Here is a 17,035-nt window from a genome sequence, read left to right as displayed (position 1 = left end):
AGCGCCTCATAAGGAGGTGCGTATTCTACCGCCCCCGCATTCAGTGTCAAGCGTTTATTTCGCTTTTCACTGCGATTTTCGTTTTCTCGAATCAACCAAAAGGCTTAATGATTTCAAGAGGTTAGAAAACCGCCTCGCTGTTCCGTCCGGCTCCCGAAGGGGCTGTCGTCTCAAGCGAGGAGGCGCATTCTACAGAGCTGACTGAGGGAGTCAACAACTCTTTTCAGATTCTTTTAAGAATTATAGAGGGCCGCTCCTGCGGCCCTCTATTGGATATTAACCACCGACATAAGCGAGGGGAACAAAAGTACCCCACAGGATAACGGTTGCCGCCAGCAGCCCGACCAGTACGACAAGCCCGACGGTCAGAATAGAGGTGGCAAAGAAGAACGCCCTCTCCTCCGGAATCTGCATGATTTCCGGCACCCCACTGTACAGGAGGTACACCGAGTAACAGAGCGCTATCAGCCCCACGGACACATTGAACCACAGCATCGGGTACAAACCTGCCAACCCGGCAACGAATAGCGGTGTCGCTGTGAAGGTTGTCAGAACCAGACACTCATCGAAGCTCACGCTGCCACCGTAGGTTTTTTCCATCCAATGCACCGAGTACGCGATAATGCCGACAGCCACCCACATCGCCACATAAAATGCGACCGCAGCCGGCAACGCACTGCCCACGGCCAATCGGACATGGTCGCTTCCGGTCAGACTCCAGCCAACCTGGGTTGTACCGATGAATAAGGATACGGCGGGTATTGCGGCCAGTATGCTTATCTGGGCAAGGAATATATGCATGGTGGAGTAGTGCTCACTCTTGATTGAACGCCACTCTTTCTTGGGATGGTACAGGACACCCATCATATGCTGCAGGAACATAGATCTATCCTCCTGAGGCGCGGTTGTTATCGTTATTACCGCCCTCTCACTTAGGCTTTTACATGGTTTTCAGCTTCCCTTCGCATGTGCAGTGAGCCGCTCGCACTCCGGTCAAGCGGTCGGTTTTTACAGTTGAATTTTCCAGTAATGGTCCACTAGCAGTATGGCAAACAAGCTCATGATGTACAGAATCGAGAACTTGAACATTTTCATAGCATTTGCAGAATCACTTGACCGATATACACGCCAGCTCCACTGCAGAAAACGTACGTTTAGCAGAGAGACACCGATCAGATAAGCCAGGCCGCTGAGTTCCGAAAAGTAAGGCAGCGCAGTGGTCAGTATCGTAAGCAGTGTGTAAAGCACGATCTGAAGACGGGTGTACGCATCACCATGGGTAATCGGCAGCATTGGGATGCCCGAACGTTCATAATCGACCCGCCGCGCCAGACACAGCGCCCAGAAATGGGGAGGCGTCCATGCGAATATAATCAACATTAACAACAGGCCCTCAGGCGCTACCGACCCCGTTACCGCCGTCCAGCCCAATAATGGTGGTGCCGCCCCGGCCACGCCGCCAATCACGATGTTCTGAGGCGTTGCGCGTTTTAAGAACGCGGTATAAATAAACGCATAACCTACCAAGGAGAAAAGAGTCAGCAACGCCGTTAGTACATTCACACTCACTGCCAGCACCAGGATCCCCGACACACCCAACAAAGTGGCAAATATCACTGCCGAAAGCGTGGATACACGCCCCTGAGGTAGAGGTCGTCTTGCTGTTCTTGCCATTCGCGCGTCGATCTCCCGATCGAGCACATGGTTGATAGCCGCAGCCCCAGCCGCAGCCAACCCCACACCAAGATTGGTCAGAACAAGCAGCGAAAAACTCGGTGGCGCCGGCGACGCCAGGCACATCCCGACCACAAGGGTCAGCAGCATCACGACAACCACCTTCAGTTTGCACAGCGCCAGGTAGTCACGCCAGCTGGAATGATGTTTCTGAACCGTTTCAGCCAGTGGATAAGTAGCCATGATAGACCTCCTTTTCGCGCCGATAGGCACGGTCGTACAGCCCGACGGTCGCCAGCAACAAAGCCACGGCCATTGCGTGATGCGACACCGCCAGAGGCAGCGGCAAGAGCCAGATTACATTGAGTATCCCGATCACCGCCTGCAGAAACCATAATGCGCCAACCCCATAAAGCCAGGGTCGAATGGATGGGAGGCCGTACAAGCGCACTCCCACCACAACAATCGCCAGACCCAGCACAAGCGCGCCCAGACGGTGCGTTACCTGGATCGCGGAGCGAGCCGGCGCTGGCAGCAACCCACCTTCGTAGTTAGGACCGACTGGCTGAAAGAGATCAAAGCCCTGGACAAAGTCATACTGACCGCCCGGCACACTGTGACAGCTAATCCACTCCTCACAGGCCCAGCCCGCGTAATTGCTACTGGTCCAGCCACCCAGCGCTATCTGGGCAAAAAGTACGGTCACCAAAAAGCGGGCACTCCAGTCACGCCCTGCAACCACATCGCCATTGACCGCACGCTTCAGTCGCTGCCTCAGACGCACCAGCAACGTCAGTGTCGCAAGGCCACCCAATAAATGAGTCGTCACCACCCAGGGAACCAACTTCAGTGTGACTGTCCACATTCCAAACAATCCCTGGACAATCACCAATCCCACTAAACCTAAGGAAAGCACTTTTAAGGGCTTTTCGACATCCGTTCGCCAAATCCAGACCGACTGCACGATGATAAGAAGTCCTAGCAGGCTGGCCGCATACCGGTGCACCATCTCAATCCAACCCTTTTTTAAGTCAACCTGATGACCGGGAAAAAACGGCTCGATTCGCGTGCTCACCTCATCAGCGCCAGGCAGCACAAAATGTCCATAACATGAGGGCCAGTCAGGACACCCCAACCCCGCCTCATTCAAGCGAGTCCACCCCCCCAATAACACAACGACCAGTGCCAGTCCGATAGCCGCATTAACGATACGAGCACAGTTCTCCATAACGCTCCTCCTATCCCAGACCGGAGACTTTTAATAGCCGTTTCAAGTCATCCAGAACCGGTTCGCCAATCTGGCTGTAGGAGTAACGCATCAGCAGGTTTCCGTTGGGATCCACGATCCAGACGCCTCGCTCCAGCGCCGAATCAGTCGATAGCTGTTGAACTCTGACCCGAGCCGCATCCCGGCCCAACGCATCATGTACTCGCCGCAGGCGCTCCATTTGACGCTGGCATACCTCGGTGCATGTATCATTGCCCCGGTAGATAAGACTCCAGTGCCCCACGTGGGCTTGCCGTTCACCGCCCCACTGCTCCAGCGTCAAAACAGGGTCAAGCAAAACGCCGTTATTGGTGCGCTGATCTGTGATTGGCAGGTGCGTAAAGTAAGCAGTCACTGCAAAAGCCAGCGGCAGCAGAGCCACCAGCCATATCGCCCACAGTACCCTACGGTTACGTTTGACCATGACCACCTCGCTTCAATAACCACAGACCCAACCCCAAAAACACCAGCGCCAGAGAGAACCACTGCACTGCATATCCCAGATGTCGCTCCGGGGTCATCCGGCCGGAGCCTGGTAATCGAGCCACTATATTTTCTGGAGCTTCCTCTTTTAACCAAAGCAGCCAGGGCTCGAGTTCCATACCCCAGGACTCACTCAAGCGGCCCAAACGAATACTTTGCAGCCGCCACTCCACATCCGCGGCAACCTGATCCAGAACGTAGGTTTTCGGCGGATAGCCGATGACACCGCGAGCCGTTGTTGGCATAGCATTCAGATTCAGTGTTGGTCTCAGCGATCTCACGGCCGGCGCTGCAACCCACCCCAGGTTAACCACGAATGTTCGGCCATCTTTCAGTTTTGCTGGAACCAGCACCTCATATCCTGCCTGACCCGAATGCGTGCGGTTATCCAAAAACCGAGGGGGCTGATCCAGCCACTCCACATTCAGATCAACCGGCAACCAAGGCTGCCGGTTCAGCAATGCAGACACTTCCCACTCCGGCAGCACCGACAAGGCCGGCCGTTCTTGAGCGCTAAGCCAGCGCTGCTTGAGCGCAGCCCGGTCGAGCTGCCAAAATCCCAGGCCAGTCAGTAAAGCAGTTATGACCAACCACAGCCCTCCCCAAACCCAACGCTTGCCGGATCGGCGTTCCTGCCCTTTACTGACGGAGTTAAGACCCAACACGCGGAGACCTGATTCCATGTTTCGCCTTGCCGCTCTGTTTATCTTTGCCCTCATTGTGGTCGCACTCTTCACCAGTCTCTGGTTCATGATGCGAGACCGCGGCGACAACCCAAGAATGGCGCGTACCCTTATGATTCGGGTCGTACTAAGCGCCGCGCTATTACTGTTAATTCTGTTTGGGTTCCTCAGCGGTCACTTACATTCTCATGCGCCCTGGTGATTTCAGATCACGTAAACAAACAGGAACAGGCCGATCCAAACCACATCCACGAAATGCCAGTACCAGGCGACCGCTTCGAACCCAAAGTGTTGCTGGGAGCTGAAATGCCCCTTTAGAATCCGCCCCAAGATGATGATCAACATCACCGTACCGAGGGTCACATGGAGACCGTGAAAACCGGTCAGGATAAAAAAGGTCGCTCCATAGACGCCCGCATTTAACGTCAACCCCAGCTTGGTGTACGCCTCTACATACTCGTAGGCCTGGAACCCGATAAATGTGATGCCTAAAAAGATAGTGACGCCCATCCATCGCACCACTCTTTGGCGCTGGTCTTTCAGTAGCGCGTGATGAGCCAGGGTGATCGTAAAACTTGAGGTGACCAGCAACACCGTGTTCAGTAGCGGGATGTGCCAGGGGTCGACCAGCGCTTTGGGCCCTGCAAACTGTTCAGTGTCTGGCGGATTCATTAGCGGCCACTGGGCTGTAAAGTCGGGCCATAGCATCTGCGACACACCCTTGTCTCCCTCACCCCCCAGCCAGGGAACCGCCAACGTCCTCACATAGAATAGTGCGCCGAAAAATGCCGCGAAAAACATCACCTCAGAAAAAATGAACCAGCTCATACCCCAGCGAAACGAACGATCCATCTGAGCACTGTAGAGCCCAGCCCGGCTTTCATGAATGACATTGCCGAACCAGCCGACCAGGATACCCCCCATCAACAGCGCTCCCGCCAGCACCATCAGTAAGCCAAGCCCTCCTCCAGTCTCGTGGGTAATACCGTTGATCAAGGTTCCGGCACCAAAGGCCAGCAGGAAAAGAGCTATAGATGCCAGAATCGGCCAGCGACTCTGCTCCGGTACATAGTAGCTAGCGTGAGTGCTCATATCGGCGAACCTCCATCGGGTTCGGCACTGCCGTTGTCAGCGGCCTGCGCCTCAGTAATATCGAACAGCGTGTACGAAAGGGTGATTGAGTGAATCTCCGGCGGCAGCTCCTTATCGATCACAAACAGCAGCGGCATATCCGCTCTGGCACCCGCTTGCAGGGGCTGAGCGTTAAAGCAAAAGCAGTTCACTTTGTGCAGGTATTGAGCTGCAACGCCCGGCGAAACCGAAGGAATCGCTTGAGCCACCATACTGCGCCCCGTCGGGTTGTAAGCCTGAAACGCGGTCTGTTTCATCTCACCGGGATTGACCGTCAGCAGAGACTGCTGGGGCGAAAATTCCCACGGCATCCCTTCATTATTGATACCGATAAGCCGGACCCGAACCTGGCGACTGGTGTCGGCTTCGACCGTCTCGATAGCCCCGGTGCGCGTAATTTTTCCATTTAAGCCGGTGACTTCACAGAACACGTCATACAGGGGCACCAGCGCAAAGCCAAAGCCAAACATCAGCACGGAGCCCCCCAGCAGACGAATAACCAGACGTCGATTGGCACGTGCGGTATCCATGACTTAGTCCACCCTGGGCGGCGTTGCAAAGGTATGGTAGGGCGCCGGCGACGCAACCTCCCACTCCAGCCCCTCAGCCCCCTCCCATGCGCGGGCCTGAGCTTTTTCCCCGTGACGAACCGTCTGAATCACGTTCCAGACGAACAGCAGTTGGGAAAAGCCGAAGATAAAGGCCCCGATGGATGCCACCATATTGAAGTCAGCGAACTGCAGCGCATAGTCGGGGATACGCCGCGGCATACCGGCAAGACCGATAAAATGCATCGGAAAAAAAGTGATATTGACGCCGATAAAGCTCAACCAGAAATGCAGACGCCCCATCCGTTCATTGAGTTGATGTCCGGTCCATTTGGGTAACCAATAGTAGACCCCGGCCATGATCGCGAAGATCGCGCCTGGCACGAGGACGTAATGGAAGTGCGCCACCACGAAATAGGTATCATGGTACTGAAAATCCACCGGCGCTATCGCCAGCATCAAGCCCGAGAAGCCGCCAATGGTAAACAGCACCACGAATGCGATGGCAAAGAGCATGGGTGTTTCAAACGTGAGTGACCCTCTGAACATGGTGGTTACCCAGTTAAAGACCTTCACCCCGGTCGGTACCGCGATCAACATCGTCGCGAACATGAAGAACAGCTCCCCCACCAGCGGGAGACCGACTGTGAACATGTGATGCGCCCACACCAAAAACGATAGGATCGCGATCGATGCCATGGCATAGACCATCGAGGCGTAACCAAACAGGCGCTTGCGGGAGAAGGTGGGAATAATATGGCTGATGATACCGAAGGCGGGCAGGATCATGATGTAGACCTCAGGGTGCCCGAAGAACCAGAACACGTGCTGAAACAGCACCGGATCACCACCACCGGCCGCGTTAAAAAAGCTGGTTCCAAAGTGGATATCCATCAGCATCATCGTCACCACACCGGCCAACACCGGCATCACCGCAATCAGCAGGAACGCGGTAATCAACCAGGACCATACGAACATCGGTAGCTTCATCATCGTCATGCCGGGTGCACGCATATTCAGAATCGTGGCGATGATATTAATCGCCCCCATAATCGAGCTCATCCCCATGATATGGATGGCGAAGATAAAATAGGTCACGCTCGGTGGTGCATAGGTCGTCGACAGCGGGGCATAGAATGTCCAACCGAAGTTAGGCGCCCCGCCCTCCATCAACAGCGTAGAGATCAAGATCGCGAAGGCGAAAGGCAGAATCCAGAAGCTCCAGTTGTTCATGCGGGGCAACGCCATATCGGGGGCCCCGATCATCATCGGGATCATCCAGTTGGCCAGCCCCACAAACGCCGGCATCACCGCCCCGAACACCATGATCAACCCGTGCATGGTGGTCATCTGATTAAAGAAGCCGGGCTCCACAAGCTGCAATCCAGGCTGAAACAGCTCCGCCCGTATCATCAGCGCCATCACGCCACCGGTCAGGAACATCAACAGACTGAACCAGAGATAGAGCGACCCGATGTCCTTATGGTTGGTTGTGAACAACCAGCGCCCTATGCCGCTGGCCGGACCATGATGGTCATGACCGATGTCATCGGTGGCGGTATCCAGCGTACTCATCACATCCCCTCCTCTGCTGCGCCTTCTCCAGCCAGAACGCGGCTGACCTGAGCCGGTGAAACCGCCTCTCCCGTGCTGTTACCCCAGGCATTGCGTTCATAGGTAATTACGGCGGCAAGCTCCGCCGGGCTGAGCTGCTCGGCAAAGGCCTGCATCGCAGTTCCCGGTTTGCCATGAAGTACGATATCGATATGCGCCTGCACATCACCTACAGCAATGGCGCTGCCTTTAAGGGCGGGGAACGCCGGCGGCAACCCTGCACCGTTCGCCTGGTGACAGGCAGCACAGCTGGATAAATACACCTGTTCACCCTGAGCCATCAGCTCATCCAGTGTCCAGGTACGCTCCGACGCCTGCTGCTGGGCTTGCTTCTCCGCCTTCATACCGGCCACCCACTGCTCGAACTGATCCGGGGGTACGGCCTCTACGACAATGGGCATAAACCCATGATCTTTACCGCACAACTCGGCACATTGACCACGATAGAGCCCGGGCTCATCGATCTGAGTCCAGGCTTCGTTGATAAACCCGGGAATAGCATCCTTTTTGACTGCCAGTGCGGGGACCCACCAGCTATGGATCACATCATTGGCGGTGAGCAGAAAACGGATTTTGGTATCGGTGGGCAACACCAGGTGGCGGTCTACCTCAAGCAGGTAGTGCTCTCCCTTGTTTTCGGTGTTGGAAATCTGTTCGCGGGGTGTTGTGAGGTTGCTGAAGAAATCCAGCTCCTGATCCAGGTACTGGTAACGCCACTTCCATTGATAGCCGGTAACCTGCACATCCAGTTTGGCGTCCCGCGGATCATACATATCCACCAGGGTTGCAGTAGCGGGAACCGCCATGGCCACCAGTATGCCGAGTGGGATCAATGTCCACATCACTTCCACGGCGGTATGCTCATGGAAGTGGTGAGCTTTTGCGCCACGGGATTTGCGATGATGGAAGATCGACCAGAACATCACGCCAAAGACCACGCAGCCGATAGCCACGCAGATCCAGAAAATGGTCATGTGCAGGTCATAAACCGACCGGCTGACTTCCGTCACACCGGGGGTCAAGTTCAACGTCCATTCCGCCTGGGCCGAAGCCGACAGGAGGATAAGGGCGCAGCTCAAGGGTATTATTCTTATCATTCCCATCACCAGGCCTCCATTGCGGGTATGCCCAGGATCCATCCCATACCCGCGTAAGCAGGTCCGGTTCCCTTTGGATACGGGAGTCCCGGGTAGCGCCCTATTTCGCAGTGAAACGGCAGGTCTACCCGGTGGCTACATAGCGGAGTATAGCAGGCGTTTAAAAAATGCAAGGAAAAGACGGGAATGTCGGAATATGGCAGTTAAAACACATCAGGCGCCCGCAAGCTGGAGTGCCCAGCGCACCAACAGAATCACGAAAATCACGAAAACCGCGGCCATCAGGACGCCAACTACAACGAAATGGAGCGCACGTCCTTCCTTGAAGTCGCGTTCCCGACGCGCTTCCGATTGCACACCCAAAAAGCCGGCAAGCACCCCCAGCAGCGTGTTCCACCAGCGGCGCAGGATAGTCGGAGAAGACATTGGCTCACCTCCTGTTTAACATCAGATGCGATTGTCTGCTGTTAAACATATAGGTCAGATGAGCCCGTTCTGCACAGGAGAGGTATCAGCCGACAGCTTGCTCGCGCTTGAGCTCACGCAATGATTCCTCCAGCATCTGCCGATACTGGTTAGTCAGAAACTCCACCGCTTGAGCGGGGCTGTCTTGCTCCCCCTGACTGAGATAGTTAAAAGCGTTAAAGCGAGCCGCCGCATGCATAATCGCAGCACTCAACATCGGTTGAGCCCACTCGTCGAGCATTTCATTTGCCAGATTGACAAATTCGTCCGACACCTCAAAAAAATCGGCTTCCAGCATGACGTGACTCCTCGTCTACTCCACCATATCTCCGCAGAGATATTCATCTATCTCGCGCATGATGTATTGATTGGCACCGATATTACGCGCAACTGAAACCGCCTCAGCGGGGCTGTATCCATTCAAGTCGAAAGAGAGTATCCCCGCTGGCTCATTGTCATAAAACAGCTTTAGCCTGAGACGGATGACATGATGAGCCTGTGTCGCCAGCTGCAGCTCCGAGATCACTCGCAAATGACTGTCGACGGCGTTCATGAAACTGAGACCACCGGCCCCCTGGACCATGCGGTTATCAATCTGTTGGGCACTCCCCTGCATCCGACGCTCCCATTAATTACGCGTTAACGATCGGTTCAAGCTATCCGCTGCATTTTAAGTGCCAGAACGAAAGCGGCATCACTCACGCGCAACCTCTTGAATGCTGGGGCCTGTACTCATTACTACAGAGAAACGCGACCTACGTTTTGTCAGCTTTACGCCAATCTCAGAGGAGTGATTACCGACGCAACCTATAGGCTATTCGATATCCCAGCAATAACGACAAAATAATACCGTACGCCAGCACTTCGCCGTATCCCGCTCGAATAAGCCACGCGAAATGTAGTAGCGCCAACAAGCTGATGGGGTAGATCAGGTAGTGTAACTGCTGCCAGCGCTTGCCGAGTCGTTTAATCCATCCTTTGGTCGACGTAATACCCAGGGGTACAAGACCCACCCAGGCGATGAAGCCAACAATGATGTACGGCCGCTCGGACAGCTCGTAACCGATCAAATCAGGGCGCCAGCCCAATATAAAGGTCGCCACGGATAACAGATGCAAGGTGGCGTAGAACAGCGTATACAACCCCAGCATTCGGCGGTAACGCTGCAGCCAGAGCCAGCCGAGCAGACGCCGACAGGGCGTTACAGCCAGCGTCAGGAACAGCAGCCGCAGCGTCCATATGCCGAGTGTAGTCACAATAGTCTGCGCAGGATCAGCCCCCAGCTGTCCTTCCACAGCGCTTGTCACGAGCGCACCCAAGGGTAACAGCGGAGCCAGAAACATCAGCCACCAGAAAGCCCGGCGCCCACCGGCTGAGCGATGAAGCTCGCTGATGGTCAGAACCATTTACGCAGATCCATACCCGAGTAGAGGTGAGCGACCTCATCGGCGTATCCATTGAACATCCGGGTATCGATAATATTGGGGCTGAACAGCGATGAAGGCAGACGCCTTTCAGTGGCCTGGCTCCAGCGCGGATGGTCCACATTAGGGTTCACGTTGGCGTAGAAGCCATACTCATTAGGCGCCGTTTGATTCCAGGTCACCGCCGGCATCTGCTCAGTAAAGCGGATACGCACGATCGATTTGATGCTTTTAAAGCCGTATTTCCAGGGCACTACCAGTCGAAACGGGGCTCCGTTCTGGGGAGGAAGAGCATCGCCATAGACCCCAACCGCCAACAGCGTGAGCGGATGCCTCGCCTCATCCATCCGCAGGCCTTCCACGTATGGCCAGTCCAACGTACTGAAAAATCCGCGCTGACCAGGCATCTGCGCCGGATCATGCAGGGTGGTGAACTCCACGTACTTCGCGTTAGCCGTGGGCTCTAGCCGCTTGATCAAATCAGCTAACGGCAGGCCGACCCAGGGAATCACCATGGACCAGCCTTCCACACACCGCATCCGATAGATCCGCTCCTCAAGCGCGTGAGGCTTAAGCAGGTCTTCCAGATTATAACGACCCGTTTTCGCCGCCTCTCCAGCTACCTCGACACTCCAGGGATCAGTAACCAACCCCTGAGCCTTAGCCTTGGGATCCTGCTTATCCAGACCAAACTCGTAAAAATTGTTGTGACCCGTTACGTGGGGATAGGGCGTCAACGGCTCATTGGGAATTCCGTCATCCGCTTTGGCTGCTCGCAGTTTACCCTGAAGCCAATCCGGCCCCGGGTAACGTTTCGCATCCTCAGACAGATCATAGCGGCCCAGAGCCAACGCCGGACCCGCCGCCGCCAGCGCACCGCCGGCAACCAGCGCCTTAATCAAGCTGCGGCGCTGACGGTAGACCGACTCGGGTGTGATTTCACTGGAGCGGATATCGACCGCTTTTTTGATCAACATGACTGCTCTCCTATTCGCCTTTATCCCTCAGTCGCATAACCGGGCAAATCCTTACACCCTTACGTAAATTGGCCCAACTCAGATCGAAGCCAGAGATACCCGCAGTATAGAAAGCACAGCAAAAAGGGCGCCCGGGCGCCCTTTTTAAAATCAATGCGGCCTGCGTCGCCAAAGCCAAAGCAGCGGGCCTGAGAATGCGTAAATCAAGAACAGCAACCAGAGGAATAATGCCGGATTGGTTGCGATTACAGCGACTGCCAACACGATCATTGCCAGCTTCAGGAATTGAATTTTCCCCTTGAAATCTACGTCCTTAAAGCTGTAATAAAGCACATTGCTGACCATCAGTACCCCGGCCAGGGCCACGTAGATAGCCACGGGATAAGCGAACCCCTCCGGGTCAATCTCGTTTGCCGCGCAGAACCAGATCATCCCGGCGATGGAGGCCGCTGCTGCCGGACTGGGCAGACCCATGAAATAGCGTTTATCCACCGATCCGATCTGTGTGTTGAAACGTGCAAGCCGCAAAGCGCCACTGGCACAGTAAACGAATGCGGCGACCCAACCAATTTTCCCCAGGTCTTCCAGTACCCAGGTAAACGACACCAACGCCGGCGCGACGCCAAAGGAAACCATATCAGACAGCGAGTCGTACTCGGCCCCGAATTTACTCTGAGTATCGGTCATTCGCGCGACGCGACCGTCCAGCCCATCAAATACCATGGCCACAAAAATCGCCACCGCCGCCGCCTCAAAACGGCCACTCATACCCGCAATGACCGCATAAAAGCCGGCAAAAAGCGCCCCTGTTGTAAACAGGTTGGGAAGGAGATAAATACCACGCGGTCGGCGGGCTTCCCGGCCAGCATCTTCGTCACAGGGCTGATTCGGCTGATCAGTCATAGGGATCTTTTCTCCGTTAGCGATATACACACTGCCAGCTTAGCGTGGCAGACCGAGCTACCCCGTCGGCGGGAAGGCCATATTCTACGTGACCACCCGGCCTGCGCCCAGCCATCTCAAAGAAAGTAATGTTTGAGGGCACAACTGGTCCGCAGCCCCAACTTATCTCCACTTTTCTCAATAAACACGGATGCCTGCGCCCGCCCTCGGTCGCGCAACGCCAACAAAAAGTCTCCTCGCGTATCGAGCTTGCTCGACCGGTGCAGGCCGGCCAGGGTTTCATCGGGACCCACCATATGAAAGCGCAGTCGCCGAAAGCGCCGCTCCAGCCCACCCAGCAACCAGGGACGCCGCTTCAACCGCTGCTGCATAAGGACCACGGCCCGCATCTCTCGCATAAAAGTGGTCTGGAACCCCAGCTCAGCCACACGATCAGCAATAGCCTGAGAACTCTTGGGTAAGGTATCCCGCTGCAACGGCTGTAGCAGAATCATCAGTAGATCCAGCTTTTTGCTCTCCATAAGCAGGGGATAAAGCACGGGGTTACCGGCAAATCCGCCGTCCCAGTAGTAATGACCGTCAATTTCGATCGCCTGATTCAGGCTGGGCAGACAGGCCGAGGCCAGCAGGTGATCGACCTGAAGCTGATCATCGGTGAACAGCTTCAAACGCCCCGACAGGACATCGGTCGCTGCAATATAGATGCGAAAAGGAGAGTCCCGGTTTAACCCGTTAAAGTCCACCATCTGCTCTAACAATCCCCGCAGAGGATTGATATCAAATGGATTGAGATCATAGGGTGAAAGGTGAGACGTGAGACTTTGCCAGAGCACGCCGGCTGATTCGGACAAGATACCAGCGGACAGTGACGCAGGTTGTGTAACCTCTCGCCAAAACTGCTCCAGCTGCGCTCGAGCGCCTGACGCGCCCCCTTTGCGCCAGCCCTCAGCGAGCATCAGCGCATTCATGGCACCCGCACTGGTTCCGCTAACAGCTTCGACACGAAACCAGGGCTCTTCCAGCAGGCGATCAAGCACGCCCCAGGTAAAAGCGCCATGGGCACCGCCACCCTGAAGTGCCAGGTTGAGCGAAATAGCCTCAGCCATCACTGACCTCCATTTTATGCCGCACTGCACAAAACAGTGCGCCATATCTTAAGATCAGTCAAATGAAAGCATCGTAATTTGGGCGCTAAGCAGGTCTCTACTCTCAATACCCAATAATGCGTCAGCCCCCTCAGCGCTGCTCAGGTGCAACTGTTGGAATGCGACACTGTGCATCGCGGTAGGGGCCACCGGCACGACGCCAACCTTCTCCGGGGTCAAACTGACGGCACAGCTTATGTCCATCCACCCGACTTTCCCACCAATACCAGGGAGCCGGCTTGGCAAAGGCCTGTACAACCCAAAGCGTTAACAGACACGCAACAATGGCAACGACGACCCGAACAAACACGCGGATACTCCACACACTTCAGACACTCTAGAGACACTGCATTGTCTGTCCGGGTTCCCGATGCAGCCGGTTAACCAAGCTGTTTATGCAGAAATGCCAAGGTCCGACTCCAGGCTAATGCCGCGTCCTCCTCGTCATAGCGAGACCCCGTGGGATTGGCAAAGGCATGATCGGCCACATACCAATGGATCTCCATATCGGTTTTACCGGCTTCCGCCATGGACTTTTCGAACTGACCCACCATCGCTTCGTTAATATGACCGTCCAGCGTTCCAAAATGCCCCAGCACCGGACTTGCCAATGACTCCAGCTCCTCCGGTGACTTAGCCACATTACCGTAATAGATCACCGTGGCATCAACCGGCGTTGCCAGGGAGGCGTTCAATGACCAGCCTCCACCAAAGCACCACCCCAGAGTTGCCACTTTTCCGGTGCTGCTCGGATGCTGTTTAAGCCAGTCGATCCAACCGACCAGTGTTTGTGTAGCGACCTCCGGATCTAAAGCCATACGCAGGGCATTGGCCTCCTCACGCGTAGTCCCGACTTTTCCACCGTATAGATCCACCGCCAGCGCGATAAATCCCTGCTCCGCAAACTCGGCGGCGACTGCCTTGATCTGATCATTGAGCCCCCACCATTCATGGATCAGTAGCACCGTAGGAGCCTTGCCCTCGCCCAACTCCGGGGGCACAGCCAGGTAGGCCGGTGCGGTTTGACCGCCAGGCAGTGCCAGAGAAACCTTATCCAGGCGTTCACCGGCCGCCTGCGCCAGTGACGCATCAGCCAACACCATCGCCAAAGGCAACGCGGCCATCCCCTTTAAAAACGCCCGGCGCTGTTCGCGGGTCGGCTGGGGTAACGGCTTATCACTTGAACTCTGTCCACACGCGTATTGATCACACATTAGATCGACTCCCCTGTTGAATCCCTGTCAGGACACACTCGTTGGCCTCGCGTTCGTTCTACCGGAGAGCCCGAGCGAATCCGCGGTTGGTCTCATGACTATAGGCAAAAACGAGAAAACCGCCCGAAGGCGGTTTTAAGATACGACTGCGCAGACAGCGGCGGATCAGAGGCTCAGCACCTTTTCACCGCGGGCGATACCGGACACACCGGAACGCACCACTTCCATGATGCTGGCCATATTACCCAGTGAAGCGATAAACGCGTCCAGCTTATCGGAGGCCCCCACCAGCTGCACGGTGTAGGTGTTCGGTGTCACGTCGATGATCTGGCCGCGGAAGATATCGCACGTACGTTTAATCTCCGCTCGCATCTGGCCGTTGGCCTTCAGCTTGATCATCATCAGCTCGCGCTCGATATGATCGCCCTCGGACAGATCCACCACCTTCACCACATCAATCAGCTTGTTGAGCTGTTTGGTGATCTGCTCCACCACCCGATCATCACCGGTGGTGGTCACAGTCAGGCGAGACAACGTGGAATCTTCGGTCGGCGCCACGGTCAGCGACTCGATGTTGTAGTTGCGCTGGGAGAACAGACCCACTACCCGCGACAGCGCACCCGGTTCGTTTTCCAACAGAACTGAAATGATATGACGCATGATCAGGTCCTCTCCGTCTTGCTCAGCCACATGTCACGCATGGCACCGCGCGGCACCTGCATCGGATAGACGTGCTCGAACGGGTCGACCGCGATATCCATAAATACAAGCCGGTCTTTCAGTGCGAACGCCTCGCGCATCGCACCTTCAAGATCCGCGTACTTGTCGACTTTCATGCCGACATGACCATAGGACTCGGCCAGCTTGATAAAGTCCGGCAGAGACTTCATGTAGGACTGAGAGTGACGCGACTCATAGTTCATATCCTGCCACTGACGCACCATACCCAGTGACTGGTTGTTCAGGCAGAGAATCTTCACCGGCAGATCATACTGCTTGCAGGTAGACAGCTCCTGGATATTCATCTGGATACTGCCTTCACCGGTAACACAGGCCACATCCGCATCCGGGAAGTTCAGCTTAACGCCCATGGCCGCTGGTAGACCAAAGCCCATAGTGCCGAGACCACCGGAGTTGATCCAACGGTTGGGCTTGTTGAACTTGTAATACTGAGCGGCAAACATCTGGTGCTGTCCCACATCGGAGCACACGTAAGCATCACCACCGGTGACCTTGCTCAGCATCTCAATAACCTGCTGCGGCTTCATGAGCTCGGAATCGGAGGTATCGTAACGACCACCATGACGGCCGCGCCACTCCTCAATCTGCTTCCACCAGCTTTCCAGCGCAGCACCGTCAGGACGTTTCTTGCTCTCTTTAACCTGCGCGATCATCTCCTCAAGCACAACCTTTGACGGGCCTACGATGGGCACATCCGCCTGCACCGTCTTGGAGATTGAGGCCGGATCGATATCGATGTGGATAATCCGCGCCGTCGGACAGAACTTGTCGGTCGCGTTGGTTACCCGGTCATCGAAACGCGCGCCTATCGCCAGGATGAGATCCGCATGATGCATCGCCATGTTGGCTTCGTAACTGCCATGCATCCCCAACATACCCAGACACTGACGATCGGTACCGGGATAACCACCCAGCCCCATCAGAGTGTTGGTCACCGGGAAGTTCAGCATCTGCGCAAACTCGGTCAGCTCGGCACTGGCGTCGCCCATAATAACGCCGCCACCGCTGTAGATAACCGGACGTCGCGCCTGCAGAAGCATATCCACAGCCTTGCGGATCTGACCGCTATGGCCCCGGCTGATCGGATTGTATGAGCGCAGTTTCACCGACTTCGGGTACTCGTACGGATAGCGATCCGTGGGCGTGGTCATATCCTTGGGGATATCGACGACGACCGGACCGGGACGACCGGTCTGCGCGATATAAAACGCTTTCTTGATGATGCTGGGAATCTCTTCCGGGTTCTGCACACTGAAGTTGTGCTTTACCACCGGACGGGAGATACCGAGCATGTCGGTTTCCTGGAAAGCATCTTCACCAATCAGATGACTCATCACCTGACCGGTAATGACCACCATCGGGATGGAGTCCATGAATGCGGTAGCGATACCGGTAACGGCGTTGGTCGCCCCGGGGCCTGACGTAACCAGCGCGACGCCGGGCTTGCCGGTCGCACGCGCATAAGCATCCGCCATATGGGTTGCAGCCTGCTCGTGGCGCACAAGAATATGCTGGACATCCTCCTGCTGGAACAGCGCGTCATACACATGCAAAAGCGCGCCGCCGGGATAGCCATAGATGTACTTAACGCCCTCATCATGGAGCGCGCGTACCACCATTTCTGCGCCTGAAAGTTGTTCCACTTTATTACCCTCTACTCAGCACCGGC

The 17,035-nt window shown here is 55.7% G+C and carries 21 protein-coding genes; 1 reads left to right on the top strand and 20 read right to left on the bottom strand.

Annotated elements, in window-relative coordinates:
* Positions 1-276: 276 nt before the first annotated feature.
* The 5 genes from G403_RS0111240 to G403_RS0111220 all read right to left on the bottom strand — a co-directional run bounded on the left by G403_RS0111240 (position 277) and on the right by G403_RS0111220 (position 4,107).
* Positions 277-882, bottom strand: coding sequence for a Yip1 family protein (locus G403_RS0111240; protein ID WP_027854088.1), 606 nt, complete (start codon positions 880-882; stop codon positions 277-279).
* Between the two features lie 126 nt (positions 883-1,008).
* On the bottom strand, positions 1,009-1,917 hold the full coding sequence (gene cyoE / locus G403_RS0111235) for a heme o synthase (protein WP_027854087.1): 909 nt from the start codon (positions 1,915-1,917) through the stop codon (positions 1,009-1,011).
* Entirely contained in the window at positions 1,895-2,902 is a 1,008-nt protein-coding gene (locus tag G403_RS23025) for a COX15/CtaA family protein (protein ID WP_036233493.1), read from the bottom strand. The genes cyoE and G403_RS23025 overlap by 23 nt, the downstream gene beginning before the upstream one ends.
* 10 nt (positions 2,903-2,912) lie before the next feature.
* Positions 2,913-3,365: a thioredoxin domain-containing protein gene (locus G403_RS0111225; RefSeq protein WP_027854086.1), complete on the bottom strand. Its 453-nt coding sequence runs from the start codon at positions 3,363-3,365 to the stop codon at positions 2,913-2,915.
* Complete coding sequence (locus G403_RS0111220; protein ID WP_027854085.1) at positions 3,352-4,107, bottom strand: SURF1 family protein; 756 nt, start codon at positions 4,105-4,107, stop codon at positions 3,352-3,354. Before G403_RS0111220 ends, G403_RS0111225 begins: the two co-directional genes overlap by 14 nt.
* Between G403_RS0111220 and G403_RS25865 the strand changes: the two genes are divergently transcribed.
* The gene (locus tag G403_RS25865; RefSeq protein WP_425411704.1) at positions 4,007-4,309 is read left to right on the top strand and encodes a DUF2909 domain-containing protein; all 303 of its coding nucleotides are present in this window, start codon (positions 4,007-4,009) and stop codon (positions 4,307-4,309) included. The genes G403_RS0111220 and G403_RS25865 overlap by 101 nt on opposite strands.
* A 2-nt stretch (positions 4,310-4,311) precedes the next feature.
* On the opposite strand, the gene G403_RS0111210 is transcribed toward G403_RS25865, so the two are convergent.
* From G403_RS0111210 to G403_RS0111140, 15 genes are all read right to left on the bottom strand, one after another.
* Positions 4,312-5,199, bottom strand: a complete 888-nt coding sequence (locus G403_RS0111210; protein ID WP_027854083.1) for a cytochrome c oxidase subunit 3 — start codon at positions 5,197-5,199, stop codon at positions 4,312-4,314.
* Positions 5,196-5,768 carry a cytochrome c oxidase assembly protein gene (locus G403_RS0111205; RefSeq protein ID WP_027854082.1) on the bottom strand — a complete coding sequence of 191 codons (573 nt, stop codon included), beginning with the start codon at positions 5,766-5,768 and terminating at the stop codon, positions 5,196-5,198. The genes G403_RS0111210 and G403_RS0111205 overlap by 4 nt, the downstream gene beginning before the upstream one ends.
* A gap of 3 nt (positions 5,769-5,771) precedes the next feature.
* A complete protein-coding gene (ctaD, locus tag G403_RS0111200) occupies positions 5,772-7,361 on the bottom strand; it encodes a cytochrome c oxidase subunit I (protein ID WP_027854081.1) in 1,590 nt (529 codons plus the stop codon).
* Complete coding sequence (gene coxB / locus G403_RS23020; RefSeq protein ID WP_036233529.1) at positions 7,361-8,497, bottom strand: cytochrome c oxidase subunit II; 1,137 nt, start codon at positions 8,495-8,497, stop codon at positions 7,361-7,363. The genes ctaD and coxB overlap by 1 nt, the downstream gene beginning before the upstream one ends.
* Positions 8,498-8,710: 213 nt before the next feature.
* Positions 8,711-8,923, bottom strand: a complete 213-nt coding sequence (locus G403_RS0111190) for a DUF2970 domain-containing protein (RefSeq protein ID WP_027854080.1) — start codon at positions 8,921-8,923, stop codon at positions 8,711-8,713.
* 85 nt (positions 8,924-9,008) lie between these two features.
* Positions 9,009-9,260 carry a DUF3144 domain-containing protein gene (locus tag G403_RS23015; protein ID WP_036233491.1) on the bottom strand — a complete coding sequence of 84 codons (252 nt, stop codon included), beginning with the start codon at positions 9,258-9,260 and terminating at the stop codon, positions 9,009-9,011.
* 15 nt (positions 9,261-9,275) lie between these two features.
* Positions 9,276-9,578, bottom strand: coding sequence for a hypothetical protein (locus G403_RS23010; protein ID WP_036233489.1), 303 nt, complete (start codon positions 9,576-9,578; stop codon positions 9,276-9,278).
* A 178-nt stretch (positions 9,579-9,756) separates the two neighbouring features.
* Positions 9,757-10,368, bottom strand: coding sequence for a protein-methionine-sulfoxide reductase heme-binding subunit MsrQ (locus tag G403_RS0111175; protein ID WP_027854079.1), 612 nt, complete (start codon positions 10,366-10,368; stop codon positions 9,757-9,759).
* A complete protein-coding gene (msrP, locus tag G403_RS0111170) occupies positions 10,359-11,363 on the bottom strand; it encodes a protein-methionine-sulfoxide reductase catalytic subunit MsrP (protein ID WP_027854078.1) in 1,005 nt (334 codons plus the stop codon). Before msrP ends, G403_RS0111175 begins: the two co-directional genes overlap by 10 nt.
* A 150-nt stretch (positions 11,364-11,513) precedes the next feature.
* Positions 11,514-12,266, bottom strand: a complete 753-nt coding sequence (gene pssA / locus G403_RS0111165; protein ID WP_027854077.1) for a CDP-diacylglycerol--serine O-phosphatidyltransferase — start codon at positions 12,264-12,266, stop codon at positions 11,514-11,516.
* Positions 12,267-12,382: 116 nt separating this feature from the next.
* Positions 12,383-13,372: a patatin-like phospholipase family protein gene (locus G403_RS0111160; RefSeq protein WP_036233485.1), complete on the bottom strand. Its 990-nt coding sequence runs from the start codon at positions 13,370-13,372 to the stop codon at positions 12,383-12,385.
* Between the two features lie 130 nt (positions 13,373-13,502).
* On the bottom strand, positions 13,503-13,721 hold the full coding sequence (locus tag G403_RS24955; RefSeq protein WP_084404012.1) for a hypothetical protein: 219 nt from the start codon (positions 13,719-13,721) through the stop codon (positions 13,503-13,505).
* 70 nt (positions 13,722-13,791) lie between these two features.
* Positions 13,792-14,625 (bottom strand): dienelactone hydrolase family protein, encoded by an 834-nt coding sequence (locus G403_RS0111150; protein ID WP_027854074.1) that lies wholly within the window; start codon positions 14,623-14,625, stop codon positions 13,792-13,794.
* Positions 14,626-14,790: 165 nt separating this feature from the next.
* A complete protein-coding gene (ilvN, locus tag G403_RS0111145; protein WP_027854073.1) occupies positions 14,791-15,285 on the bottom strand; it encodes an acetolactate synthase small subunit in 495 nt (164 codons plus the stop codon).
* A 2-nt stretch (positions 15,286-15,287) separates the two neighbouring features.
* A complete protein-coding gene (locus G403_RS0111140) occupies positions 15,288-17,009 on the bottom strand; it encodes an acetolactate synthase 3 large subunit (protein WP_027854072.1) in 1,722 nt (573 codons plus the stop codon).
* Positions 17,010-17,035 lie beyond the last annotated feature (26 nt).

The sequence above is a fragment of the Marinobacterium litorale DSM 23545 genome, from assembly GCF_000428985.1.
Lineage (GTDB): Bacteria > Pseudomonadota > Gammaproteobacteria > Pseudomonadales > Balneatricaceae > Marinobacterium_D > Marinobacterium_D litorale.
This window is presented reverse-complemented; position numbering and strand designations above follow the sequence as displayed.